Source organism: Nonomuraea sp. NPDC049129 (assembly GCF_040648495.1).
Lineage (GTDB): Bacteria > Actinomycetota > Actinomycetes > Streptosporangiales > Streptosporangiaceae > Nonomuraea.
Map to the genome: position 1 here is coordinate 84,360 of NZ_JBEZDU010000008.1, position 23,962 is coordinate 108,321.

The following is a 23,962-nucleotide window of genomic DNA, read 5'->3' on the forward strand; positions in this document are numbered from 1 at the left end:
CCGGTCGGCGTGTAACGTGCCTGCCATGGTCCCGAGCATCCCGGTGAGCGTCGATCTGGTCGTGCTCACCGTGCGCTGCCAGGCCCTGTGCGCCCTCGTGTGGCGCCGGGACAACCCGCCGTTCCTGCGGCGCTGGTCGCTGCCTGGCGGCTTCATCCAGCTCGACGAGGACCTCCCCGCGGCGGCCCAGCGCATCCTGGCCGAACGCGCCGGCCTCCCCGGCGCCCCGGTGCACCTGGAGCAGCTCCAGACCTACGGCTACCCGGACCGCGACCCCCGCCAGCGCGTGGTCAGCGTCGCCTACCTCGGCCTGGCTCCGGACCTGCCGGCCTCGGAGAAGGCCCACATGAGCTGGCAGCCCGTCGACACCCTGTCCGTGATGGCCTTCGACCACCGGCGCATCATGCTGGACGGCATCGAGCGGGCGCGGGCGAAGCTCGAATACACCTCGCTGGGCGCCGCCTTCTGCCCGCCGGAGTTCACGGTGGCGGACCTGCGGCGCGTGTACGAGATCGTCTGGGGCCGCCCCCTGGACCCCCGCAACTTCCACCGCAAGGTCACCAAGGCGGAAGGCTTCCTGGTCGAGACGGGCGCCACCACCACCCGCGACGGCGGCCGCCCGGCCAAACTCCACCGCCGCGGCCCCGCCGAGCTGCTCCACCCCCCGATGCTGCGCTCCTTGAAGGAATAGCTCCATGAAGGAACAGCACCCGAACCTAGGGGCGGCGCCTCACGCGGCGATCAAGGCGGAGCGCGGCCGCCCTTAGGAGAGGGTCGAGCCGCGCCCGGCGAGGCTCAGCGGCGGATGGTCGCGGATCCGCAGGTCCCGGTTGACGGTCTCCACTCCCAGGTTTCCGCGGCAGACGCCGGAGCGGTGCACGATCTCCGTGTTCTTGGTTGTCGGCCCTCTGTATGGCGAGGTTGAATAGATTTTGAATCGTTTATCATTTGGGGGAGTGATGATCGAGGAACGCGCCTGCCTGCGACGCCTGATCCCCACCCAGGAGTCCGTCGCCGAACGGCCGGCGGCGGCATGACCCGGCCCAGGATCGCCGTGTCGCCCTACCCCGACGCGCTGCGCCCGCGCGACCACGTCCCCGCCTGATCAGCGGATGCGCATGCACGGCTCGCCGTCGCTGATCAAGAGGTCATTCAGCACGAAAGGAGCGATCGGGTGTCTGAATCGGGACAAGTGCTGGTGACGGGCGCGACCGGCTACATCGGCGGGCGACTCGTGCCCGAGCTCCTCGACGCCGGGCATCGCGTGCGCTGCATGGTCCGCTCCCCTGCCCGCCTGCGTGACCTGCCCTGGGCGGGCAGCACCGAGATCGTGGCGGCCGACGCCCTGGACGCCGCTGCCACGCGCGCCGCGCTGGAGGGCGTCGACGTGGCCTACTACCTGATCCACACCATGGGTGGCGGGAAGGGTTTCGCCGACGCCGACCGCCGGTCCGCGCGGGCCTTCGCCGCCGCCGCCGAGGCGGCGGGCATACGCAGGATCGTCTACCTCGGCGGCCTCACCGGAGACGAGGACCTGTCACCGCACCTGCGCTCGCGCGCCGAGGTCGCCGACATCTTCCTGGGCTGCCGGGTGCCCGCCGTCGTCCTGCGCGCCGCTGTGATCATCGGCGCGGGTTCCGCCTCGTTCGAGATGCTGCGCTACCTCACCGAGCGGCTCCCGGTGATGACCACGCCGCGCTGGGTGCGCAGCCGTACGCAACCCATCGCGGTACATGACGTGCTGCGTTACCTGCGGGCGTGCGCGTCCATCCCCGAGGAGGTCGACCGCGCCTTCGACATCGGCGGCCCGGACGTGTTGACCTACGCCGACATGATGCGCGGCTACGCGGCCGCCGCCGGGTTGCCGCCGCGATGCATCATCCCGGTGCCCTTGCTGAGCCCGTGGCTGTCCAGCCACTGGGTCGGCCTGGTCACGCCGGTCCCGGCCACCATCGCCCGACCCCTGGTGGAGTCGCTGCGCAACGAGGCGGTCTGCCGCGAGCACGACATCGCCGCCTACGTTCCCGATCCGCCGGAAGGTTTGATCGGATTCCGCCGCGCGGTCGCCCTCGCCCTGCGGAAGATCAAGGAGGCCGACGTCGCGACCCGCTGGTCCTCCGCCTCCACCCCGGGCGCCCCGAGCGACCCCCTGCCCACCGACCCCGACTGGGCCGGCGGCAGCCTCTACATCGACCGCCGCACCCTGACCAGCGACGTCCCGCCGGGTGCGTTGTGGGACGTCATCGAGGGCATCGGCGGCGGCAACGGTTGGTACTCCCTTCCCGTGGCATGGCGGGCCCGCGGCGTGCTCGACCGGATCGCCGGCGGCGTCGGGCTGCGCCGCGGGCGACGGGACCCGCGCAGGCTCAGGGTGGGTGACTCCATCGACTTCTGGCGGGTGGAGGAGATCGAGTCCGGCCGCCTGCTGCGGCTGCGCGCCGAGATGCGGCTGCCTGGCCTGGCCTGGCTAGAGCTCGCCGTACGGCAGGAGGACGGCAGAACCGTCTACGAGCAGCGCGCCATCTTCTACCCGCGCGGGCTCCTCGGCCACCTCTACTGGTGGACCCTGGTCCCCTTCCACCGGCTGATCTTCGGACGGCTGCCGAAGAACCTGGTCACCGCGGCCTCCTGATCAGCTCGCCGCCGCCACCAGCCGGGTCACCGCCTCTTCGAGCGAACCCACCCTGGTCACTCCGCGTGGCAGCCCATCCCACCAGCCAGGACCGCCTACCACCACCCGGTACGGCGGCCGCACCGGCGGCAGCGCCGCCAGCGGAGCCGGATCCCCCGTCAGCGCCTGTTGCGACCAGAGGAAGACCGCGCACGGCCCCAGCGTGCGGATCGCATCGGCCAGCGCCCCGTACGGCGTCCGCGCGCCGAGCAGCCGCACCGCCACCCCCGTGGTCCCGGCCAGCACGGCCCCGACCGCGTACAGGGGCAGGCTGTGCTGCTCCTCCTCCGCGCACGCCAGCAACACGGGCCGGAGGTTGACCGGCGCCGCGGGCGGTTCGAGCAGCGGATGCAGCGCCGCCAGGACGCCGTCGGAGAACAGGTGCTCGACCTCGATGCCCGCCCCCGTCCTGCGCTGCAGGCGGCTGATCGTGGCGAAGACGGGCAGGACGAGCCGCTCCCACGTCCAGGCCGGGCCGTGCCGCGCGATCGCGGCCGTGACCCCCGCGCCGACGGCCCCGCCGTCCAGCCTCGTCGCGGCCCTGGCCAGCATCGCCGTCGTGGGCACCGGCCCGGCCACCCCGGCTCCAGGGGCGGCGGGCTCGGCCGGTTCGCGCTGGTCCGCCCCCGGTCGCAGACGCAGCGATGCCCGCGCCGCCTCCGCCGGTGCGACACCCTCCCGGATCAACCTGTTCATCTCCTCCAGGCGGAGCAGATCCGTGGCGTCGTAGCGGCGGTGCCCGCCCCGGCTGCGGCCGCTCGGGCCGATGCCGTACCGCAGATTCCAGGTGCGCAACGTGGCCGCGGGCACGCCGAGCCGCCGGGACACGGCACCGATGCCATATCCCGTTTCCACCGAATCCTGATGCTCAGCCATGGCTCCGCCCATTCTTTCGAACGATCGCCTCCACGGTCGCAGCGAACCGCCTCACGCCGGAGACAACGGAGCCGATGGCCCTGCGGATGCAGATTTCGCCAACTTTGTTCAGCAGGCTCCCGATGCTGCCCTGCCGGTCGGCTTCTTTTAGGGTGAAGCCATGCCTCGTTTCCGCTCGATTCTGGACACCATGCCGGCGTACAAGCCGGGCAAGGCCGTCATGTCTCCTGATGGCCGCTCGTACAAGCTCTCCTCCAACGAGTCGCCCTACGACCCGCTGCCGTCCGTGGTCGAGGCGATCGCCGAGGGGGCGCGGCAGGTCCACCGCTACCCCGACCCGGGGGCGATCAAGCTGACGGAGGCCATCGCAGAGCGGTTCGAGGTGCCGGTCGAGCACATCGCGCTCGGGGCGGGGTCCGTCACCGTGGCGCAGCAGCTGTTCGAGGCCGTCAGTGAGCCCGGCGCCGAGGTGATCTACGCGTGGCGGTCGTTCGAGGCCTATCCGCTGCTGGCCGACCTGGCCGGGGCGGAGTCGGTCAGGGTGCCGCTGGCGGGCGAGGACCACGATCTGGACGCCATGGCCGAGGCGATCACCGACCGGACGCGCATGATCTTCGTCTGCAACCCCAACAACCCCACCGGCACCGCGATCCGCCGGGCCGAGCTGGTGGCCTTCCTCGACCGGGTGCCGGACGACGTGCTGGTGGTCCTGGACGAGGCCTACCGCGAATACGTGCGCGACGAGGACGTGCCCGACGGTCTCACCCTCTACCGCGACCGGCCGAACGTCTGCGTCCTGCGTACCTTCTCCAAGGCCTACGGTCTGGCGGGGCTGCGTGTCGGTTACCTGGTGGGACACGAGGCGGTGGCGTCGGCCATCCGGAAGACGATCATCCCGTTCGCCGTCAACCACCTCGCGCAGATCGCGGCCATCGCCTCCCTGCGCGCGGAGGACGAGCTGATGGAGCGGGTCGACACCGTGGTCAAGGAGCGGACCCGGGTGCGCGAGTCGCTCATCGCCCAGGGCTGGACCATCCCCCTGACCGAAGCCAACTTCGTCTGGCTGCGGCTCGGCGAGCGCACGCTCGACTTCGCGGCGGCGTGCGCGGCCGTGGGCGTGGCGGTGCGGCCGTTCGCGGGGGAGGGCGCCCGCGTCTCGATCGGCGACCCGGAGGCGAACGACACGTTCCTCGCGGCGGCGGCGGCCTTCAAGGCGAGTTGACAGTTTGTGTGGTCAGGCCGTGTAATGGGCCTCTTGTCGCGTGTCGCCGGCCGGAGGACGTCGGCGGCATGGAGGCACCGGTTGTAGGGGATGATGTCGTGACTTCTCACTTCACAGGCAGCGCCTGATCTGATCGCGCGCCCGCGCGTCGTCCCCATGCCCGGTGGTGCCCGGCACCACCGTCGCACGCGATCCTTTGCGCTGCCCTGCGGTCCGGCCATCGCCTGACCGTTGTGCTGCCCGACGGTCCGGTGATCGCCTGACCGCCCTTTCCCCTCGCGTGCTCATCGAGGCTCTCCGCCCGAGGCCGGTACGGCGTGCCGTGCGCATCCGCCCGTCGTAACCCTTTCTCACATCTGGAGAGCAAGCAGAGCATGCCCCAAGACTTCAATCAGCAGATCATCGACGAGTTCCGTGCCAACCAGGGCCAGGTCGCCATGTTCGACGGCGCCCGGTTGCTCCTTCTGACGACCACCGGCGCCAGGACCGGCGCCCAGCACACCACTCCGGTCGGCTACCTGCCGGACGGCGAGCGCATGCTGATCATCGCCTCCGCCGGAGGGGCGCCCAAGCACCCGGCCTGGTACCACAACCTCCTGGCCACGCCGCGAGTGACCGTGGAGGACGGCATCTTCACCTACCCGGCCGACGCGGTCGTCCTCGAAGACGAGGAACGCGACAGCGCCTTCGCGCGGGCGGTCGAGATGGACCCCGGCTGGGCGGCCTACCAGGCGAAGACGAGCCGGGTCATCCCCGTGGTCGCGCTGACCCCGCTCGGCGGCGCTCCGGACGGCACGCGAGGGGGTGACTTCCTGGTGCGGGTGCACGACGCGTTCCGCCGGGAGCTGCGGCTGATCCGCAAGGAGGTCGCCGCGTCCGGGACCGGCGGCCTGGGCGTGCAGTTGCGGGTCAACTGCCTGACCCTGTGCCAGGGGCTCCATCAGCATCACACGTTCGAGGACGCCGGGATGTTCCCTTGGGTCGAAGGGCGGCATCCCGAGCTCACCCTCGTGGTGGACCGGTTGCGCGAGGAGCACGGGACGGTCTCCCGGCTCCTCGACGAGCTTCAGGGACTGCTCGCGGACGGCGAGCCGGCCGCGCCCGCCCCGAAGGTGCTCGCGGAGGTGGATCGGCTCGTGACCGAGCTCGAAGCGCACCTCGATTACGAGGAACGGGAGCTCGTCCCGATCCTGAACGCCATGAACCCCTAAGCCCTGACCTCTTCAGGGGTGAGCCGTTTCGCCTTGGGTCGTCGCTCCGTGGACACCACGAGGGCGACGCCCACGAGGATCACCAACCCGCCCAGCATGATCTGCCAGGTCACCTGCTCGCTCACCACGAGCGCGCCGAGGAGCACCGCCACCGCCGGGTTGACGTACGCGTAGGTCGACACCAGCGAGATCGGCGCGTTGCTGAGCAGCCAGCTGAAGGCGGTGAAACCGACCAGCGACCCGACCAGGATCAGGTAGACCAGCCCGGCCCACGACCGTCCGGAGACGGCCGTGACGTCCAGCCGCTCGCCCACCGACAGGCCCGTGACGGCCAGCCCGGCCCCGCCCACCAGCATCTCGATCGTGCTGGCCGCGAACGGGTTGGCCGGCATCGGGATCCGCGCCGACAGGAACGACCCGACCGACCACGACAGCGACCCCACCAGGACGATCACGATCCCGCTGGTGCTCGCCGGCCCGCCACCGCCGCTCAGTGACAGTGCCGCCACGCCGCCGAACCCGACCAGCACGCCGACCAGCGTCAGCACCTTCGGCCGATCTCTGGCCACGATCCTGAACACCACCAGCCACAGCGGCACGGAGGCGACGAGCAGCGCGGCCAGCCCGCTGGACACGCTCCGCTCCGCCACGGCCAGCAGGCCGTTGCCGGTGGTCAGCAGGAGCAACCCCACCAGCGCGGCCCCGCCGAACTGGGCCCGGGTCATCCGGAACGGCGCCCAGCCCTTGCGCGCGACCAGGAACCCGCCGAGGATCACCGCCGCCGTCACGAACCGCAGCGCCCCGCTGAGCATCGGCGGGATGGTCTCAACAGCGATCTTGATGCCGAGGTACGTCGAACCCCAGACCACATAAACGATGACCAGCGCGCTCCAGACGAGCAGGGGAGGGCGGTCAGGGGTGTCCGATGCCATAGGCCATGACAATAGCGGGCGTTCCCGACAGAACGCTGGCGGGTCCCGGACTGCTGAGTCGACGGGACAGAGAGGCTTTGGTGCCCCCGTCCGAATCCCGTCGATCGGGGGCGACGCAATACATACCCTCTTCGGACGCGGCCAATCACTAGTTCACATGACCAAAAACACACCCGGCCGAAGAGGCAGGGGGCCCGCCGCCCCAGGAAAGGGAAGGGGGGACGGCGGACCCGTACCTGGGCGCGATCAGCGAGGCCCGAGCTTCTCCACGATGAGGCGGTAGAGCTGGCGCGGCCGGCCAGGCTGAGGCGTACGGTTGGGCGGCAGCGGCCACGCGAGTCCCTCGTCGACCAACGTGCGCAGCAACCGCCGAGCCGTACGCGGCGTCACTCCGAGCATCTTCCCCGCACCCTCCGCGTCAACCACGGTGTCGCCGCCCTCCAGCTTGGCGGCGAGCCGGGCCAGCACCTCCACGCCCTTGGGCTTGAGCGCGGTGGAGCCCTGAGGGGGCATCCGCGGGGCCGGGATGAGCGCTCGGCCCTCACGGTCCACGGCGAAGCCCTGGGCCTGTTTACCGGCCTGGGTACGCGCCAGAGCCGCCCGTGCGTGCGACTCCGCGTCGTGGGTGGTGCGTCCCATGCCCACGCCGACCTCGACCGCCAGTCCCAGCTCGTCGCGGATCCTGGCGGCGAACGGCAACACCCTGAACCCGTCGGTCGCGGCGGCGATCGAGCCCCTGGTCGCGGTGACCAGATAGCTGTGATCGTCGATCGGCCAGACGGTGGCGTTGATGCGGTTCGCCTCCTGGACCAGCAGCCGATGCAGCGACAGCCGGAGCTCGTCGCGCCAGTAACGCGGCGCGGCGCGGCGTACCGGCTCGCGTAACGTCGGCACCTCGACCAGCACCACGGTGAGCTGCGACTCCTCCAGGCGGTGGTGCGCACCGAGCAGCGCTGCGGTGTGCAGCGCGGTGCGCACGGCCGCGGAGGTCGGCCTGATCCTGATGGCCGGGACGCCGGACGCCTGGAGGCGTTCGGCGACCGCCGGCAGGCACGTGAGCGCGCCGGTGGTGGATCCCTGGCGGGCCAGGCGCTCGTGGTAAGCCGCGATCGTGCCGGTGGCGCCCGGCTCGTCGCGGCTGTGGACATCCGTTGCGGCAATCCCGAGGTCTGTGTACGCCTCCTCGACGTCCGCCCTGGCCACCACGTCGATGCTCACCCGCTGCGGGTCGATGCGCGAGTCCAACGCCGCCTTGGCCAGCGCGGCGACCAGCGCCGCACCGCCGAGCTGCACGTAGGTCGCGGGCATCGTCAGCACACCCGAGCGCCTGGCCAGGTCGTAGGGGACCGGGCTGGCGAACAGGCATGCGTCCACGCCGGGCCCGAGCCGCGTCACTTTGTCGGGCGCCTCCTGCTCATCGCGGTAGGCGGCCGCCACAAGGCGGCACGGAAGTGGCGCAGCAGCGTGCCCCATCAGCATGACCCGCTCGACCAGATCGTGGGGTCCGACCACACCAATGGTGAGGTCCGGTGTCATGGCACCCGGGCGTGACACTCGGGGAGTTTCTTCGGCCCTCTCGACCAATGTTCGTCCCATCCTGCTGTCTGTTGCAGTGCTCTCTTTTGGAACGATCGCTCGCGGGGACCATAATGTCACGCCCGACTTTTCCGGAAAGTCGTTCTGCTTGACTGGCTGTGAAGGTATATCAGCAGCTCAAGCAGGTATTCCTCACGCTTTTTAGCGGTCGGAAATCTCTTGTGTAATGTCCGCCCCCAGCGCCCGCATTCGCTCGGCGAGATGCGCGTGCCCGCGGTCGATGAGGTATCCGGACTCGATGACGGTCTCGCCTTCGGCGGCCAGTCCGGCCAGCACCAGCGCGATTCCGGAACGCAGGTCGTGCGCCGTCACCCGGGTGCCCTTCAGCGGGGTGGCGCCCCTGACGATCGCCCTGCTGCCCTCGACCTCCACGTCGGCGCCCATCTTGTTCAGCTCGCCGGCCAGCGCGAAGCGGCCGTCGAAGATGCGCTCGTGGATGTAGCTGGTGCCGTCGGCCAGGGCGGCGACCGTCATCATCGGCGACTGGAGGTCGGTGGCGAAGCCCGGGTAGGTGTCGGTGATGATGTTGATCGGCCGCAGCGGCCGCTCGCACCGTACGTGGAGAACCGCGCCGGGCCGGGCGAAGTCGACGCCCATCTGCTCCAGCTTGTAGCGGACGACGCCCAGGTCGAGGCCGGTGCCCACGAGGCTGAGGTCGCCGCCGGTGATCGCCGCGCCCATCGCGAACACACCGGCGTCGAGCCGGTCCGGCATCACGGTGTGCTCCACGGCCTGCAACTCGTCGACGCCCTCGACGGTGATGAAGCCGGTGCCGCCGCCGCTGATCCGCGCGCCCATCTTGGTGAGCATGTCGATGACGTCGAGCACCTCGGGCTCCAGCGCCGCGTTCTCGATCACGGTGGTGCCCTTGGCCAGGGCGGCGGCCATGATGAGGTTCTCGGTGCCGGTGTGCGAGGGGGTGTCGAGGTAGAGGGTCGCGCCCGTCAGGCCGGACGCCTTGACGTGGATGACCGTCTCGCCCTCGTCGACGACCGCGCCCAGCCGCTTGTAGCCCAGGTAGTGGAAGTCGAGGTTGCGACTGCCGAGATTGCAGCCGCCGACCCCCTCCACGATCGCCTCGCCCAGCCGGTGCAGCAGGGCGGGCGTGAACAGGACCGAGCCGCGGAAGCGCCTGGCGATGTCGGCGGGCAGCACCGCGCTGGTCAGCCGGGAGGCGTCGATCACCAGGGTGCGCTCGGCCTCGTGCAGCTCGACGTACGCGCCGATGGCCTCGGCCAGCTCCACCGCCCGCCGCACGTCCTCGATGATCGGTACGTTGCGCAGGACAGTGCGGCCTTTGGGGGCAAGCAGGGCCGCACCGATCATGGGCAGCACGGCGTTCTTCGCGCCCTGGATGAAGGCGGTTCCACGCAGTGGGTTGCCACCGCGCACGCGGTAACGGACCATTCGTGCGGCTCCTCGGAGGTCTCGGTCTGAGCTGGACCGGGCCAAGAGTAGCCGCTAACCACTGCTGCCCCAGCCGAATCATCCCCTAAAGGGAGCTCCAGTGACGCGCTCGTAGGCTTCCAGATAACGCTGTCTGGTCTGTTCCACTACCTTGTCGGGAAGGCGAGGTGGGGGAGTTCCGGAGCTTTTGTCCCATCCCGATTCGGGCGACAACAGCCAATCCCTTACATATTGCTTATCAAATGACGGTTGGGAGCGTCCCGGCTGCCACTGGTCAAGTGGCCAGAATCGTGACGAGTCAGGCGTCAAGACCTCGTCCCCCAGCGTGAGCACACCGTCGGCGTCGCGACCCAGCTCGATCTTGGTGTCGGCCAGGATGATGCCCCGCTCGCGGGCGATCTCGGCGCCGCGCGTGTAGACGGCGAGCGTGATCCGGCGCAGCTCCTCGGCCGTCTCCGCGCCCACGTCGCCGACGACCCGCTCGAAGGAGATCGGCTCGTCGTGCTGGCCGACCGGGGCCTTCGTCGAGGGCGTGAAGATCGGCTCGGGCAGCCGGGACCCGTCTTCGAGGCCCGGCGGCAGCTCGATCCCCGAGACCGCCCCTTCGCGCCGGTAGTCGACCAGGCCCGAGCCGGTCAGGTAGCCGCGCGCCACGCACTCGACGGGCACCATCGACAGCGGCCGGCACAGCACGCTGCGGGAGTCGGGCCCCGGCCCGATGAGGTGATGGGGCACCAGGTCGGCCAGCTGCTCGAACCACCACAGCGACATCTGCGTGAGGATGGCCCCCTTGTCGGGGATCTCGGACTCGAGCACGTAGTCGAAGGCCGAGATCCGGTCGGAGGCGACCATCAGCAGCTGACCGTCGTCGGTCTGGTAGAGATCGCGGATCTTGCCGGAGTGCAGGTGCTTCATCGGGCGATGTCCGTCCTGTGGTGCGAGCCGCGCAGCCGTATGCGCGAGACCAGCTCATAGGCGTTGCGGCGGGCCGTCTCCTGGTCGGGGCCGGTGCCGACCACGTTGAGCACCCGCCCGCCGTCGGAGAGAACCTGGCCGTCGACCCGCTTCGTGCCGGCGTGGAGGACGTAGGCGCCGCCGATGGGGTCGAGCCCTTCGATGACGTCGCCCTTGACCGGGGCGTCGGGGTAGTTCTCGGCCGCGACGACCACGGCGACCGCCGACCCCGCGCGGAACACCGGCGCCGGATGCTCGCTCAGCCGCCCGGTGGCGCAGGCCGCCAGCAGCCCGGCCAGCGGCGTCTCCAGGCGGTCGAGCACCACCTGGGTCTCCGGGTCGCCGAAGCGCGCGTTGAACTCGATCACCTTCGGCCCCTTCGCGGTCAGGGCCAGGCCCACGTACAGGACGCCCTGGAACGGGCTGCCGCGCCGGGCCAGCTCGTCGATCGTCGGCTGGACGACCTCGCGCATGACCTGCTCGGTGAGCCCTTCGGGGGCCCAGGTGAGCGGGGTGTAGGAGCCCATGCCGCCGGTGTTGGGGCCTTCGTCGCCGTCGTAGGCGCGCTTGAAGTCCTGGGCGGGCTGCAGCGGCACGGCCGTCTTGCCGTCGCAGAGCGCGAACAGCGAGACCTCGGGCCCGTCGAGGAACTCCTCGATCACCACCCGCTCGCACGCCGCCGCGTGCGCGAGCGCCTGCTCCCGGTCGCCGGTGACGACCACGCCCTTGCCCGCCGCCAGCCCGTCGTCCTTGACCACGTACGGGGCGCCGAACTCGTCGAGGGCCTGAGCGGCCTCCTCGGGCGTGACGCAGGCCCGCGCCCTGGCCGTGGGGACGTCGGCGGCCGTCATGATCTCCTTGGCGAACGCCTTGGAGCCCTCGATCATCGCCGCCCGGCTCGACGGACCGAAGCAGGCGATGCCCGCGGCGCGCACCGCGTCGGCCACGCCCGCCACCAAGGGCGCCTCGGGGCCCACCACCACCAGGTCGGCGCCGAGTCGTAGGGCCAGCTCGGTCACCTGGGCGGGATCGGTGGCCGTGACCGGATGCGGGGCCGAGATCTCCTCCATGCCCGCGTTGCCGGGGGCGCTGTGGAGCTCGGTGACCTGGGGATCGAGCATGAGTGAGCGGCACAGGGCGTGTTCACGCCCGCCGGAGCCGATGACTAGAACGCGCACCGCCCCATTGTGGCAGGGACGGCCGGACGGCCACCCGGCGCACCCGCGTCAGACCAGCCTGGGCACTCGAAATGTGGGAACTGAGCAGTCGAAGTGTGGGAATAGGCGGGAATCTTTGTGGAGTTCTACCTGCTGTCAGGACCCGTCGGAGAGTATCGTCAGTCGGGTCCATCCGCCTGTGGTAACTTAGGGCGGCTTTATGGCATCTCTTGTGATTGGAGGTGGTCCGGGATGAAACCTGGTGATCCCAGCAGTACGTGCTCACCCACGTACACCGTGTATGCCCCCGACCACTCCAATCCGGCAGCCTGATCGTGCCTCCACGTACTTTCGTTGATTGAGGTGACTTTTCGTCGCGCGTGGAGCGTGCCAGGTCGGGCGGAAAGGGACTGCCATGCGCACGTCTACGCTTTTCCGTCGCACCACCCGTCACCCCGCACAGCCGCATGTCTCGCGCCAGCTCACCAAGCCGCTGCGTGAGGTCTGCGTGCCTCCCGTTGACTCCATCGTCGAGTTCGGCGCCTACATCAAGGGCGAGAAGGTCGTCGCCCCGGGCATCGAGGAGTCGCTCGAGCTGGTCCGCGAGCACAACAGCCGCTCCGACGGCGCCAAGGCGTTCGTCTGGGTCGGCCTGCACGAGCCCGCCGCCCCCGAGGTCGAGTGGCTGGCCGGCGTGTTCGGCCTGCACCCGCTGTCCGTCGAGGACGCGGTCAAAGCCCACCAGCGCCCCAAGGTCGAGCGCTACGGCGACTCCCTGTTCATGGTGCTCAAGTCCATCGCCTACCTCGACCACGACGAGCTGACCGCCACCAGCGAGATCATCGCCACGGGCGAGATCATGGTGTTCCTCGGCGTCGACTTCGTGGTGACCGTACGGCACGGCCGGCACTGTCCCCTCACCGAGGTGCGCGAGCGGCTCGAGGACAAGCCCGAGCTGATGAACCGCGGGCCGGCGGGCGTGCTGCACGCCATCGCCGACCACGTCGTCGACCGCTACCTGCAGGTCGCCGACCTCATGCAGCTCGAACTCGAAGAGGTCGAGGCGACCGTCTTCGCCGACGTCAGCTCCCGCGACATCAACCGCATCTACCAGCTCAAGCGGGAGATGCTGGAGCTGAAGCGGGCCGTCACGCCGCTCCAGGCCCCGCTGGCCGCGCTGCCGCAGCGCCGGGTGATCCCGTCGGAGATGCGCGAATACTTCCGTGACGTCGGCGACCACCTCTCCCGCGTGTGCGAGCAGGTCGAGTCGTCGAACGAACTGTGCAGCTCGATCCTGCAGGCGGCGCTGGCCCGCTCGAACGCCTTGGCCAACGAGGACATGCGCAAGATCTCGTCCTGGGTGGCCATTCTGGCCGTGCCGACGATGATCGCCGGGATCTACGGCATGAACTTCGACTTCATGCCCGAGACCAACCAGGTGTGGGGCTATCCGGCGGTGCTCGGTGTGATGATCACGGCCTGCGTCCTGCTGCACCGAGGCTTCCGCCGCAACGGCTGGCTTTAGACCGTCAGACTCCGACGGGCCGCTTGAGCGGGCCGACGGGGTCGGGCAGTCGCAGTCCGCGCTCCCGCCACAGCTCGCGCATCCGATCGGGGTAGTCGGTGACGATCCCCGCCACCCCCAGGTCCAGCATCCGGGCCGCCAGCGCCTTGTCGTTGACGGTCCAGACCGCCACGTCCAGCCCCGCCGCCGCCACCTGGGCCATCAGGTCCTCATTCACCATCACGTGCTCGGGCGACAGCGTCGTGGCCCCCGCCTCGCGGGCGGCGGCCGGGATGTCGTCGCCCAGCGGGCCGTTCCAGTGCAGGGTGTCGAGCTCGATCAGCGCGAAGCGCCGCGTGCCCGGCGCCAGCCGGGCGGCGTGGCCGATGATCCGCCAGTCGAAGCTGAGTATCGCCGCGTTGTCCAGCCTGCCGTGCCGGTCGAACTCCTCGAGCACCATCTCGGTGAACAGCTCGGGATCGGCCGTCAGCTCCGGCCTGGTCGGGTCGGACTTGAGCTCGACGTGCAGGCGTACGTCCTCGGCCTCATAGGCGTTGACCAGCCCGAGCACCGCGCCCAGCGTGGGCATCCGGGTCTCCGGCATCGGCCGCTGCGTCAGCGCGAAGGGATCGTCGGCGTGCCGGGGCAGCCGTACGCCCACATCGAGCATGCGCAGCTGCGCCAGCCCGAGCGAGTTGATCGGCTTGCCGACATAGGGGAAGTGGGGGTCGTCCTTCGCGATCGGCCGCGTGTCGGCACTGGTCACGGCCGAGACCGTGAGGTCGTGCGTCAACACGAGCCGCCGATCGGCGGTGAGCGCGACGTCGAACTCGAGCGCGTGCACCCCGAGCTCCATCGTGCGGCTCAGCCCCGGAAGAGTGTTCTCGGGCCAGAGGCCCCTCGCTCCCCGATGACCGTGAATCTCAACGCGCACACCGGGGACACTACCTGCCGCGCGCCACGAGCACGACGTGCCACGCCGCGCCCTTTTTGTGGTGGGTATGGCTATTCCTGGCTGAACGTCCACACATAGACCACCTGGTCCTTCTCAGGTACCCCGCCCGCGCCGCTGTACGTGGCCTGGGCCGCCTCGTTGCCCTCGTCCGTCGCCATCCACATGCCGTGGCAGCCGCGCTCGCGAGCGAGCCCTTCCAGGGCCGCGACCAGCGCCCTGGCGATGCCCCGGCCACGGAAGGACTCGTCCACGCCGAGCTCGTAGAGGAACATCTCGGTCCCCTTGTCGGGGTGGGTGGTCTCGACCCCGGTGATCATCCCGGCCGGGGTCTCGTCCACGTAGGCGATGAGCAGGTGGTGGCGCTCGTCCGCCAGGAACTTCGCGGTGGCCTCCGGTAGGGGAGCGGAGTCGAAGAGGTGACCGGCCGCCTCGACGACCTCGGGCTCGGTGGCACGACGGATCTCCATGCCCGGAGAGTAAGCGCAGGTCGCCGCGCCACGCACGGCATTTATTAGGTCGATAAATGCGACTCTGTGGCAATAAGCTGGCGGTCATGACGGAGGCACTCGAAACGGTCCGGCCGGAAATCGTCCAGGCCTGGGTCGACGGCTGGGTGGTCTCGCGCAGCGCCCCGCGGCCCGTACGGGAGCCATGGGGCCTGCGAGTGGACGTCGGCCGGCCCGGCCACGTCGCCCGCCACGTGCTGCCCGCGCCCACCCCCGGCGACCTGCGGTTGCTGGCCGAGACGATCAGCACTCCGGGCACCTGGCTCAAGCTCTGCGCACCCGCGGAGACGGTCGTCCCCTGGCTCACGTCGGCGTGGTCCATCGACGAGCCGGAGTTCATGATGACGGGGCCGCTGTCGCGGGGCCGGGTCGAGGCTCCCGACGGCTACACGCTGGCCGTCACCACCCGGTCGGACGTGACCGTGGCCCGCCTGCTCACGGCGGCGGGCGAGATCGCGGCCCGGGGGCAGATCGCGGTCACCGGGCGTACGGCGGTCGTGGACCAGGTCGAGACCGCCCCGAACCACCGCCGCCGCGGCCTGGGCCGCGTGGTCATGACGGCCCTGGCCGACACCGCCGCCTCGCGTGGCGCCAGGACGGGCATCCTGGTGGCCACTCCCGCCGGTCAGGCCCTCTACCGGAGCATCGGCTGGACGACCCGCACCCCGATGACCGCTGCCGTCCTGGCCGCCTCCTGACGTCCTGGGGGGCTTTTACGGTCGTTCGGGTACGGCCGGCGACGCGGTGCCGGCCGTACCCGTGAACCGGTTGGGTCAGACGAGCGAGCGGAGCACCAGCGTCTGGTCACGGCCGGGGCCGACGCCGATCGCGGAGATCGGCGCGCCGCTCATCTCCTCCAGCGCCCGCACGTACGACTGCGCGTTGGGCGGCAGGTCGTCGAAGGTCTTGGCGCCGGTGATGTCCTCCTGCCAGCCGGGGAACTCCTCGTACACCGGCTTGGCGTGGTGGAAGTCCGTCTGCGTCATCGGGATCTCGTCGTGCCGCGTGCCGTCGACGTCATAGGCGACGCACACCGGGATCCGCTCCAGCCCGGACAGCACGTCCAGCTTGGTGAGGAAGAAGTCGGTGACCCCGTTGATCCTGGTCGCGTAGCGGGCGATGACCGCGTCGAACCAGCCGCAGCGCCGGTTGCGGCCGGTGGTCACGCCGTACTCGCCGCCGGTCTTGCGCAGCCACTCGCCCATCTCGTCCTCCAGCTCCGTGGGGAACGGGCCGGAACCGACACGGGTGGTGTACGCCTTGAGGATGCCGATCACCTTCGTGAGCCGCATCGGCGGGATGCCGGACCCGGCGCAGGCGCCGCCGGCCGTCGGTGAGGAGGAGGTGACGAACGGGTAGGTGCCGTGGTCGATGTCGAGCAGCGTGCCCTGACCACCCTCCAGCAGCACGAACTTGTCCTCGTCCAGCGCCCGGCTCAGCACCAGTGAGGTGTCGGCGATGTGCGGCTTGAGGCGTTCGGCGTAGCCCAGGTACTCCTCCACGACGGCCTCGGCCTCGATGCCGCGCCGGTTGTAGACCTTGGTGAGCACCTGGTTCTTCTCGGTCAGCGCGACCTCGATCTTCTTGGCCAGGATGCCGGGGTCGAGCAGGTCCTGGACGCGTACGCCCATCCGGTAGATCTTGTCGCCGTAGGCGGGGCCGATGCCCCGGCCCGTCGTGCCGATCTTGGCCTTGCCCAGGTAGCGCTCGGTCACTTTGTCGAGCGCCTTGTGGTGGGGCATGATCAGGTGCGCGTCGGCGGAGATCAGCAGGCGCTCGGCGGAGATGCCGCGCGCGGCCAGCCCGTCGATCTCGCTGAGCAGGACCCCGGGGTCGATGACGACCCCGTTGCCGATCACCGGCACGACGTGCGGCGACAGGATTCCGGTGGGCAGAAGGTGCAGTGCGTATTTCTGGTCACCGATGACCACGGTGTGACCCGCGTTGTTGCCACCCTGGTAGCGGACGACGTAGTCGACGTCGCCACCGAGGAGGTCGGTGGCCTTGCCCTTGCCCTCATCGCCCCATTGGGCACCAACGAGAACGGCAGCCGGCATGGTTCAGTCTCCCGAGCACAAAACGAAACCCCTGGCGCAAGTGCGACAGGGGCTCTTGCGTAGAGAGACTACCCGAGTCGGCCTATTCGTCCCAAGTGCTAGTTCTTGGCCAGCGCGTCATAGGCGCTCTCGCTGCTGTCCTTGAGGAATTGCAAGCATCGTTCGGCCTCGTCCTTCTCGCCGATCGCCTGGGCGGCCCTGGAGAGCGAGTAGAGGCAGCGCAGGAAGCCGCGGTTCGGCTCGTGCTCCCAGGGGATGGGACCGTGCCCCTTCCAGCCGCTCCGGCGGAGCTGGTCGAGCCCGCGGTGGTAGCCGGTGCGCGCGAAAGCGTAGGAGGTGACGGCGTGGCCCTGCGCGAAGTACTCCTCCGCGAGCGTGGCCCAGGCCGCCGGGTAGGCGGGGAAACGGGCCGCCACGTCGGCGGCCTTGGCGCCGGCTTCCAGCGCCTCCCTGGCCTCGGGCAGGTCCGGCAGTTGAGTCGGGGGCGGCCCGGCGAGAAGGTTATCCATAGGACAAGTCATACCCGCCGAGCCGCCGCAGTGGCTAGGAGATCTTCGTCCCAGCGGATTTCAGGTGCTCACAGGCCTCGACGACGCGGGCCGCCATGCCGGCCTCGGCCGCCTTGCCGTAGGCGCGCGGGTCGTAGGCCTTCTTGCTGCCGACGTCGCCGTCGACCTTGAGTACGCCGTCGTAGTTGCGGAACATGTGGTCCGCGATCGGCCTGGTGAAGGCGTATTGGGTGTCGGTGTCGACGTTCATCTTGACGACGCCGTAGGAGATCGCCTCGTGGATCTCCTCCATCGCCGACCCGGAACCGCCGTGGAAGACCAGATCGAACGGTTTGTCCTTGCCGTACTTGGCGCCGACGGCGTCCTGGATCTCCTTCAGCACGCTGGGCCGCAGCTTGACGTGCCCCGGCTTGTAGACGCCGTGCACGTTGCCGAACGTGGCGGCCAGCAGGTAGCGGCCCTTCTCACCGAGCCCCACGGCCTCGGCCGTGGCCAGCGCGTCCTCGGTCGTGGTGTAGAGCTTCTCGTTCATCTCGCCGACGACGCCGTCCTCCTCGCCGCCGACGACGCCGATCTCCATCTCCATGATGATGTTGGCGCGGTGGCACTTGTCGATGAGCTCCTTGGCGATCTCCAGGTTCTCCTCCAGGGGTACGGCCGAGCCGTCCCACATGTGCGACTGGAAGAGCGGGTCGAGACCCTTGGAGACCCGCTCCAGCGAGATGTCGATCAACGGCCGCATGAAGCCGTCGAGCTTGTCCTTGGGGCAGTGGTCGGTGTGCAGCGCGACCGTCACCGGGTATTTGGCGGCGATCACCCTGGCGTACTCGGCCAGCGCCGTCGCGCCCGTCACCATGTCCTTGACCGTGGCGCCGGACAGGAACTCCGCGCCGCCCGTCGACACCTGGACGATGCCGTCGCTCCCGGCCTCGGCGAAGCCGCGGAGCGCGGCGTTGAGCGTCTGGGAAGAGGTCACGTTGATTGCCGGGTAGGCGAATCCGCCCGCCTTCGCGCGGTCGAGCATCTCGGCATAGACCTCTGGGGTTGCTATAGGCATGCTTCATCTCCCTGAGAAGTACGGCTTCGCGCAGCCCAGTATCCCGTTCCGCTACCCCGCGTGGTAGAGACAACGCGCGGCGGCCAAGGCCGTTCGCGACGGGTAGGCTCACCCCGTGGACTGGCTTTCCAATCTCCTGGACCCGACGTGGTGGCTGACGATGCTCGGCGCCTTCGCGACCGTCGGCGTTCTGGCGATCATCTTCGCCGAGACGGGCTTGCTCATCGGGTTCTTCCTGCCCGGTGACTCGTTGCTCGTCGCCGCGGGCATTTTCAGCTCCGCCGCCGCGGCGAAGGGGATTGGCATCGAGCCGCTGTCCTTCCCCGTGCTGCTGATCGCCACGCCGCTGTGCGCGGTGGCGGGCGCCCAACTCGGCCACCTCATAGGGGTCAAGATCGGCAGGAGACTCTTCGACAAGCCGGACTCACGGCTGTTCAAGAGGGAGTATGTGGAGAAGGCCGAGCACTTCTTCGTGAAGTTCGGCCCGGCCAGAGCGGTGATCATCGCGCGCTTCGTACCGATCGTCCGCACGTTCCTCAATCCGGTCGCCGGCGTCCTGGAGATGCCGGCCCGCACGTTCTTTCTGTGGAACGTGGTCGGTGGCGTGCTGTGGGTCGAGAGCATGCTGCTGATCGGCCACTTCCTCGGCAACCAGGTCGATCCGACCAAGATCGACAAGTACATCCTGCCGGGTGTCTTCCTCATCGTGCTCATCTCGCTGATCCCGATCATCGTCGAGGTCGTGAAGACCCGCAGGGCCGGCAAGCAACTACCGGAGCCCAACGGCAAGCACCACCGCGTGCGCTGATCCCACTGACGATCGTTTAGCGATCTTTTAGTGATCGAGATCGACCCCGCCTACGAGTACGCTCCCCCTTGTGGGACGCCACAGGTCAGATCCGATGGGCCTCGCCCGCCTCGCGCTCGCCGTTCTGGCGGCGGTGGCCGTGGTGACGCTCCTGGTCGTCGGCGGTCGCGCGCTGCTCACCTCGCTCGACACGCGGCAGCAGCAGCCCGAACGCGGGAAGGTCGCGGCCCAGCCGCAGGCCAGTGCCCAGGTGCCGACCGTCCGCATCGAGTGCGTAGCGGACACCTGCCCCCTCGTCACGGTCCGCGTGCCGGGCGGTGATGTGCTGCAATATCGCGACATGAGCAGGGGCGAAGAGGTCAGCTACTTCGAACCCGAGCTCGACGTGGTGCTCAGCGACGCCGCCACGGTCGTGGTGACCGAGAACGGCAAGCCCCGCGCGCAGGGCAAGGCCGGCGCGCGGGAGGCGTTCACAGTCCGGAGTCGTCGGGCGTGAACGGGGCGTGGGAGGTGTTCACAGCCCGAGGTCCTGGAGCGTGAACGCGGAGCGGTAGTCGAGCCCCTCCTCGGCCATTCGCCGCGCCGCGCCGCGCTCGACGATCGTGGCCACGGCGACCACCTCCGCGCCCGCCTCACGCAGCGCCTCGACGGCCGTCAGCGGGGAGGCGCCGGTCGTGGAGGTGTCCTCGACGGCCAGCACGCGACGACCCTTGACCTCCGGACCCTCGATCCTGCGCTGCATGCCGTGCGCCTTCTGCGCCTTGCGCACCACGAACGCGTCGAGCGGGCGCCCTTGCGCGGCGGCGGCGTGCATCATCGCGGTCGCGACGGGATCGGCGCCCAACGTCAGCCCGCCCACGGCGTCGTACTCCAGATCCTTGGTCAGGTCGAGCATCACCCTGCCGACCAGGGGCGCGGCCACCCCGTCGAGCGTGATCCGGCGCAGGTCCAGGTAGAAGTCGGCCTCCTGGCCCGAGGAGAGTACGACCTTGCCGTGCACGACGGCCTTCTTCTTGATCTCGGCGAGCAGGTTGTCGCGGTCTGTCATGGGTCCCAGCTTAGGGTCCTCGCGGTACGTCCAGGCGGCCCGCGTACGGCCGACCAGGAGGTCCACCTACGGCCAGCCGGGAGCACTGCCGGAAGGCCCGAAAGGTCCGTCGGAAGGTCTCTGAGGGTCGCCGGAAGGCCAAGGAGTGCCACTGGAAGGTCTGAGAGGGCCGCGGGAGGGCCCGGGAGTGCCACCGGTCCGAGCGGGCCGCCGGAGGCTCGGGAGTGCCGCCGGGAGGGCCGAGAGGGTCGTCGGAAGGTAAACACGGCCCTGCGGTTTAGCCGGGACGGTGGCTGCGGAATGCTCGGAGGTAAACTCTGGGTAATCGTGAGGTCACTATGAGTGCAGAATCGCCGCAGAGCGATGCGGATCTTCTCCACGCGGTCCGAGTCGGCGACGCCACCGCCTACCGCGAGCTCCACGACCGCCACGTGGCCGCCGCGCGCTCGCTGGCCCGCCAGCTCGTCAGGGGTGAGGCCGAGGCCGACGACGTGGTCGCCGAGTCGTTCACCAAGATCCTCGACCTCGTCGGCCGTGGCGGCGGTCCTTCGGCGGGCTTCAGAACGTACCTGCTGACGGTTGTGCGACGCACCGTCTATGACCGTACGCGGGTGGCCGACGGCCAGATAGCCCTGCGCGGGGTCGAACGCCAGGCGACCACGGGCGGGATCGAACGCCAGGTGATCCTGGGCAGAATCGAGGGCCAGGCGGTCATAGGCCGGACAGAGCGGCGGGCGGCCGTGGGTGGGGGCGAGTGCCAGGCGGCCGTGGGCGGGGCCGAGCGGCAGGCGGCTATGGGCGGGATCGAGCCGGTCGATCCCGGTGTGCCCTTCATCGACCCGGCACTCATCGGCCTCGAACGATCGCTGATCGCCAAGGCGTTCCTGTCGCTGCCCGAGCGGTGGCGGGCGGTGCTCTGGCACACCGAGGTCGAGCACTTGCCGCCCGCCGACGTGGCCCCGCTGCTCGGCCTGTCAGCCAACGGCGTCACCGACCTCGCCCGCCGGGCTCTCGCGGGCCTGCGCCAGGCGTACCTGCAGGCGCACCTGGCCGCGCCACCGCCCCACACGTGCCGGCTGGCGCTGGGCAAGATGAGCCGTTACGTCCGGGGCGTGCTGGCCAGGCGCGACTCCAAGGCGGTGGACGAGCACGTGAGCGGCTGCCCCGAATGCCGCGCGGTCCTGCTGGAACTGACGGACGTGAGCCGGGGGCTACGTGTCATCATCGGACCCCTGATCACGGGGCCGGTCTTCGCGGGGTACGCGGCGGCACTGGCCAACGAGAGAACCCCGAGCGACGGCCCGGATGGCCTTCCGGGCACACTGGGCCGCTTGGGGCGGGCGCCCGGGCGGCTGTTCGGGAGGGCGCGGGAGACGTCCGGGCAGGTGTCCGATCGGGCGCGGCGGGTGGCCGCGTACATGCTCGGTCGGGTGTGGCAGGCGCCCGGGCGCGTGTTCAGCTGGGTGTGGCGAGCGTCCGGACAGGTGCTCGGCCGGGTGCGCCGGGCGCCCAGATGTGCGCTCGGCCAGCTTTGGCTCCTGCCCAGATACGTGCTCAGCTGTGTCCGGGGCCGGCCCAGGCCCGCGCTCGGCTGGGTTCGGGGCGTGCCCAGGCGTGTGTTCGGCTGGGTTCGGGGCGTGCCCACGTACGCACAGGCGGCGGTGGCGGGTGGTACCGCCGCCGCTGTCGCGGCCGCCGCCGCGTTCACGCTGGTCTCGGCCGAGGAGCCGATGCCGAGGCCGGTCGCCAAGCCCGTCGCGTCAGCGGGGCCGCCTCCCGTACGACCGGCCGACAAGCCCACGCGGGTTCCTCCCGGTCGGCCGGACACCCCGTCGGCGGCGAGGGGGCACCGGGCGCGCCTGCACGCCACGATCGGCGTGCTCGGCGCACTGGTCCGCGACCAGCCCGGCATCATCGGGCTACGACTCCGCAACTCGGGCAACGCCCCGACCGCCGAACTCACGGCCACCGTGGACCTGCCCGCAGGCGTCACGCTGATCCCATCGGGCGATAACCGTCATGGCACCGCCGCAGGCGTGACCCTGACCCGCCCGCTCGGTTCCGACCACGGAGCGGCACCGATCCAGCGGGGCGGCGACGGGGACGGCGCCGCACCGATCCAGCCGGGTGCCTACGAGCACAGTGTCGCGGCGGGTGGGGCGCCGATCCAGCCCGGTGGCTACGGTCACGGTGTTGCGATGGTTACGCCCGTTGGGACCCTGGATGGCTGGACTTGTCGCCCGGCCGGGCACGGCGCCGTGTGTGCCAGGGGGCCGCTTGAGGCGCGTCGTCGCACCGCCGTGTTTCTGCGCGTTCAGGTGGCCGCCCAGACGCCCCAGGGCGACGGGCCCGCTGTGCGGATCACGTCCGGTTCGCTGCGGATCGGGGCGCGGTCAGCGGCCGGGGTACGGCGGGAGGGCATGCCCGCCAGGTTTGCCACCGACGGCAAGGTGACGGTCAGGGCGGTCGGCAACTCGCTCCTGAGTTGCCCGCTGGAGCGCGACGGCTGCGCGGAGGCCCGGCGGCGGGAGGGCGACAGGCGGGACGACGAGCTGTGGCCCATGGCGGTCGTCGACGGGGATGGGGTGCCGGATACGTACGCCTCCAGCGGCGCCATGCTGCGATTGCCCCCGGGCGGTCGGGTCGTGTGGGCGGGCCTCTACTGGTCGGCCAGTGGGGAGAACACGGGGCCGATCAGACTGCGGCCGCCGGGTCGGCGGCGTTACCTGTTCATCAGGCCCGAGCAGGTGACGGTCCGCGAGTTGCCCTCTGGGCCCGCCTACCAGGCGTTCGCCGACGTGACCGGGCTGGTCGGGAGTGTCAGGCAGGAGGGCACGTGGTGGGCGGCCGATCCGCCGATGGGGGAGGGGGTCGCGCAGCACGCCGGATGGAGTCTGGTGGTGATCGCGACCGATCCGACCGAGCCGTACAGCCACGCCGTGGTGCTCGACACACCGACCGTCATCGGCGGTGAGGCGGGTCAGGCCCGGATCCCGCTGGACGGGCTGGTCTCCGCGCCTGAACTCGCGCGAGGCCCGGGACGCCCACAAGGGAGCGTGGCTCCTGTGGCCGTGCGCGCGCGAGTCCCGAGCAGGCGCCCGGTCTCCGGGGGCTCGTCCAGGCGGGTTCCGTCGGGCGGGCTGGTGCCTGCTCGGATCGAGGTGGTGACCTGGGGCGGTGATGCCGATCTCGACGGTGATCGGCTCTCTCTGGGTTCGGGGCCGCTCACCCCCGCAGGAGGCGACCGTGACGCGGACAACGTCTTCGACGGCTCGTCCAACGGCGCCAAAGGGATGACGTTCGGTGTCGACGTCGACACGTTCGGCGGCGAACTCGGCCATGACCCGGCGCTGGCCATCGATACGCGGAAGGATGTGGTGTTGTTCGCGATCGCCGCCGTCAGCGTGCGTGCACGGTCGTGACGTACGTGCACGATAGTGACCAAAGTCCGACATATTGGTACGGTCAGCCCGGACGCACCGGCGTATGGTC

At 70.2% G+C, this 23,962-nt stretch carries 21 protein-coding genes; 9 read left to right on the plus strand and 12 right to left on the minus strand.

Features of this window, described 5'->3' with window-relative positions; genetic code table 11:
• Positions 1-25: 25 nt before the first annotated feature.
• Both AB0B64_RS25960 and AB0B64_RS25965 read left to right on the plus strand, forming a co-directional pair.
• Positions 26-691, plus strand: a complete 666-nt coding sequence (locus AB0B64_RS25960) for an NUDIX domain-containing protein (RefSeq protein ID WP_357957520.1) — start codon at positions 26-28, stop codon at positions 689-691.
• 483 nt (positions 692-1,174) lie between these two features.
• Entirely contained in the window at positions 1,175-2,632 is a 1,458-nt protein-coding gene (locus AB0B64_RS25965; protein ID WP_357957518.1) for an SDR family oxidoreductase, read from the plus strand.
• On the opposite strand, the gene AB0B64_RS25970 is transcribed toward AB0B64_RS25965, so the two are convergent.
• Complete coding sequence (locus AB0B64_RS25970; protein ID WP_357957516.1) at positions 2,633-3,547, minus strand: MerR family transcriptional regulator; 915 nt, start codon at positions 3,545-3,547, stop codon at positions 2,633-2,635.
• Positions 3,548-3,707: 160 nt separating this feature from the next.
• Here AB0B64_RS25970 and hisC point away from each other — a divergent pair, with 160 nt between their 5' ends.
• Both hisC and AB0B64_RS25980 read left to right on the plus strand, forming a co-directional pair.
• The gene (gene hisC / locus AB0B64_RS25975; RefSeq protein WP_357957514.1) at positions 3,708-4,769 is read left to right on the plus strand and encodes a histidinol-phosphate transaminase; all 1,062 of its coding nucleotides are present in this window, start codon (positions 3,708-3,710) and stop codon (positions 4,767-4,769) included.
• Between the two features lie 374 nt (positions 4,770-5,143).
• A complete protein-coding gene (locus AB0B64_RS25980) occupies positions 5,144-5,980 on the plus strand; it encodes a nitroreductase/quinone reductase family protein (protein WP_357957512.1) in 837 nt (278 codons plus the stop codon).
• Here the strand turns inward: AB0B64_RS25980 and AB0B64_RS25985 are convergent.
• The 5 genes from AB0B64_RS25985 to purD all read right to left on the minus strand — a co-directional run bounded on the left by AB0B64_RS25985 (position 5,977) and on the right by purD (position 12,047).
• Entirely contained in the window at positions 5,977-6,912 is a 936-nt protein-coding gene (locus AB0B64_RS25985) for an EamA family transporter (RefSeq protein ID WP_357957511.1), read from the minus strand. The two genes, AB0B64_RS25980 and AB0B64_RS25985, sit on opposite strands and share 4 nt — an antisense overlap.
• A 246-nt stretch (positions 6,913-7,158) precedes the next feature.
• A complete protein-coding gene (locus AB0B64_RS25990; RefSeq protein ID WP_357957509.1) occupies positions 7,159-8,448 on the minus strand; it encodes a GTP cyclohydrolase IIa in 1,290 nt (429 codons plus the stop codon).
• Between the two features lie 201 nt (positions 8,449-8,649).
• Entirely contained in the window at positions 8,650-9,915 is a 1,266-nt protein-coding gene (gene murA, locus AB0B64_RS25995; protein WP_357957507.1) for a UDP-N-acetylglucosamine 1-carboxyvinyltransferase, read from the minus strand.
• Between the two features lie 78 nt (positions 9,916-9,993).
• The gene (locus tag AB0B64_RS26000; protein WP_358180172.1) at positions 9,994-10,830 is read right to left on the minus strand and encodes a phosphoribosylaminoimidazolesuccinocarboxamide synthase; all 837 of its coding nucleotides are present in this window, start codon (positions 10,828-10,830) and stop codon (positions 9,994-9,996) included.
• On the minus strand, positions 10,827-12,047 hold the full coding sequence (purD, locus tag AB0B64_RS26005; protein ID WP_357957503.1) for a phosphoribosylamine--glycine ligase: 1,221 nt from the start codon (positions 12,045-12,047) through the stop codon (positions 10,827-10,829). The genes AB0B64_RS26000 and purD overlap by 4 nt, the downstream gene beginning before the upstream one ends.
• Positions 12,048-12,441: 394 nt before the next feature.
• Here purD and corA point away from each other — a divergent pair, with 394 nt between their 5' ends.
• Positions 12,442-13,551 (plus strand): magnesium/cobalt transporter CorA, encoded by a 1,110-nt coding sequence (gene corA, locus AB0B64_RS26010; protein WP_357957501.1) that lies wholly within the window; start codon positions 12,442-12,444, stop codon positions 13,549-13,551.
• Between the two features lie 4 nt (positions 13,552-13,555).
• Here corA and AB0B64_RS26015 read toward each other — a convergent pair whose 3' ends face one another.
• Positions 13,556-14,464, minus strand: coding sequence for a glycerophosphodiester phosphodiesterase family protein (locus tag AB0B64_RS26015; protein ID WP_358180175.1), 909 nt, complete (start codon positions 14,462-14,464; stop codon positions 13,556-13,558).
• 71 nt (positions 14,465-14,535) lie between these two features.
• The gene (locus AB0B64_RS26020) at positions 14,536-14,952 is read right to left on the minus strand and encodes a GNAT family N-acetyltransferase (RefSeq protein ID WP_358180178.1); all 417 of its coding nucleotides are present in this window, start codon (positions 14,950-14,952) and stop codon (positions 14,536-14,538) included.
• 86 nt (positions 14,953-15,038) lie between these two features.
• Here AB0B64_RS26020 and AB0B64_RS26025 point away from each other — a divergent pair, with 86 nt between their 5' ends.
• The gene (locus AB0B64_RS26025) at positions 15,039-15,689 is read left to right on the plus strand and encodes a GNAT family N-acetyltransferase (RefSeq protein ID WP_358180181.1); all 651 of its coding nucleotides are present in this window, start codon (positions 15,039-15,041) and stop codon (positions 15,687-15,689) included.
• 75 nt (positions 15,690-15,764) lie between these two features.
• Here the strand turns inward: AB0B64_RS26025 and AB0B64_RS26030 are convergent, their stop codons facing one another.
• The 3 genes from AB0B64_RS26030 to fbaA form a co-directional block, all read right to left on the minus strand.
• Positions 15,765-17,048, minus strand: a complete 1,284-nt coding sequence (locus tag AB0B64_RS26030) for an adenylosuccinate synthase (RefSeq protein ID WP_357957494.1) — start codon at positions 17,046-17,048, stop codon at positions 15,765-15,767.
• Between the two features lie 98 nt (positions 17,049-17,146).
• Positions 17,147-17,557, minus strand: coding sequence for a DUF3151 domain-containing protein (locus tag AB0B64_RS26035; protein WP_357957492.1), 411 nt, complete (start codon positions 17,555-17,557; stop codon positions 17,147-17,149).
• 34 nt (positions 17,558-17,591) lie between these two features.
• Positions 17,592-18,614 (minus strand): class II fructose-bisphosphate aldolase, encoded by a 1,023-nt coding sequence (gene fbaA / locus AB0B64_RS26040; protein WP_357957490.1) that lies wholly within the window; start codon positions 18,612-18,614, stop codon positions 17,592-17,594.
• Between the two features lie 115 nt (positions 18,615-18,729).
• Between fbaA and AB0B64_RS26045 the strand changes: the two genes are divergently transcribed.
• Together AB0B64_RS26045 and AB0B64_RS26050 are read left to right on the plus strand one after the other, a co-directional pair.
• On the plus strand, positions 18,730-19,422 hold the full coding sequence (locus AB0B64_RS26045; RefSeq protein ID WP_357957488.1) for a DedA family protein: 693 nt from the start codon (positions 18,730-18,732) through the stop codon (positions 19,420-19,422).
• Positions 19,423-19,516: 94 nt separating this feature from the next.
• On the plus strand, positions 19,517-19,918 hold the full coding sequence (locus AB0B64_RS26050; protein WP_358180184.1) for a hypothetical protein: 402 nt from the start codon (positions 19,517-19,519) through the stop codon (positions 19,916-19,918).
• 18 nt (positions 19,919-19,936) lie between these two features.
• Here AB0B64_RS26050 and pyrE read toward each other — a convergent pair whose 3' ends face one another.
• Positions 19,937-20,470, minus strand: coding sequence for an orotate phosphoribosyltransferase (pyrE, locus tag AB0B64_RS26055; protein ID WP_358180187.1), 534 nt, complete (start codon positions 20,468-20,470; stop codon positions 19,937-19,939).
• Positions 20,471-20,808: 338 nt separating this feature from the next.
• Between pyrE and AB0B64_RS26060 the strand changes: the two genes are divergently transcribed.
• Positions 20,809-23,892 carry a sigma-70 family RNA polymerase sigma factor gene (locus AB0B64_RS26060; RefSeq protein WP_358180190.1) on the plus strand — a complete coding sequence of 1,028 codons (3,084 nt, stop codon included), beginning with the start codon at positions 20,809-20,811 and terminating at the stop codon, positions 23,890-23,892.
• The last annotated feature ends 70 nt before the right edge of the window (positions 23,893-23,962 follow it).

Coding starts and splice junctions, on each gene's coding strand:
- AB0B64_RS25970 (WP_357957516.1), bottom strand. CDS start 3,547: ATGGCTGAGCATCAGGATTCGGTGGAAACGGGATATGGCATCGGTGCC.
- pyrE (WP_358180187.1), bottom strand. CDS start 20,470: ATGACAGACCGCGACAACCTGCTCGCCGAGATCAAGAAGAAGGCCGTC.
- AB0B64_RS26060 (WP_358180190.1), top strand. CDS start 20,809: ATGAGTGCAGAATCGCCGCAGAGCGATGCGGATCTTCTCCACGCGGTC.
- hisC (WP_357957514.1), top strand. CDS start 3,708: ATGCCTCGTTTCCGCTCGATTCTGGACACCATGCCGGCGTACAAGCCG.
- fbaA (WP_357957490.1), bottom strand. CDS start 18,614: ATGCCTATAGCAACCCCAGAGGTCTATGCCGAGATGCTCGACCGCGCG.
- AB0B64_RS25990 (WP_357957509.1), bottom strand. CDS start 8,448: ATGACACCGGACCTCACCATTGGTGTGGTCGGACCCCACGATCTGGTC.
- AB0B64_RS26050 (WP_358180184.1), top strand. CDS start 19,517: ATGGGCCTCGCCCGCCTCGCGCTCGCCGTTCTGGCGGCGGTGGCCGTG.
- AB0B64_RS25985 (WP_357957511.1), bottom strand. CDS start 6,912: ATGGCATCGGACACCCCTGACCGCCCTCCCCTGCTCGTCTGGAGCGCG.
- corA (WP_357957501.1), top strand. CDS start 12,442: ATGCGCACGTCTACGCTTTTCCGTCGCACCACCCGTCACCCCGCACAG.
- murA (WP_357957507.1), bottom strand. CDS start 9,915: ATGGTCCGTTACCGCGTGCGCGGTGGCAACCCACTGCGTGGAACCGCC.
- AB0B64_RS26000 (WP_358180172.1), bottom strand. CDS start 10,830: ATGAAGCACCTGCACTCCGGCAAGATCCGCGATCTCTACCAGACCGAC.
- AB0B64_RS26035 (WP_357957492.1), bottom strand. CDS start 17,557: ATGGATAACCTTCTCGCCGGGCCGCCCCCGACTCAACTGCCGGACCTG.
- AB0B64_RS25980 (WP_357957512.1), top strand. CDS start 5,144: ATGCCCCAAGACTTCAATCAGCAGATCATCGACGAGTTCCGTGCCAAC.
- AB0B64_RS26020 (WP_358180178.1), bottom strand. CDS start 14,952: ATGGAGATCCGTCGTGCCACCGAGCCCGAGGTCGTCGAGGCGGCCGGT.
- AB0B64_RS26025 (WP_358180181.1), top strand. CDS start 15,039: ATGACGGAGGCACTCGAAACGGTCCGGCCGGAAATCGTCCAGGCCTGG.
- AB0B64_RS25960 (WP_357957520.1), top strand. CDS start 26: ATGGTCCCGAGCATCCCGGTGAGCGTCGATCTGGTCGTGCTCACCGTG.
- AB0B64_RS26030 (WP_357957494.1), bottom strand. CDS start 17,048: ATGCCGGCTGCCGTTCTCGTTGGTGCCCAATGGGGCGATGAGGGCAAG.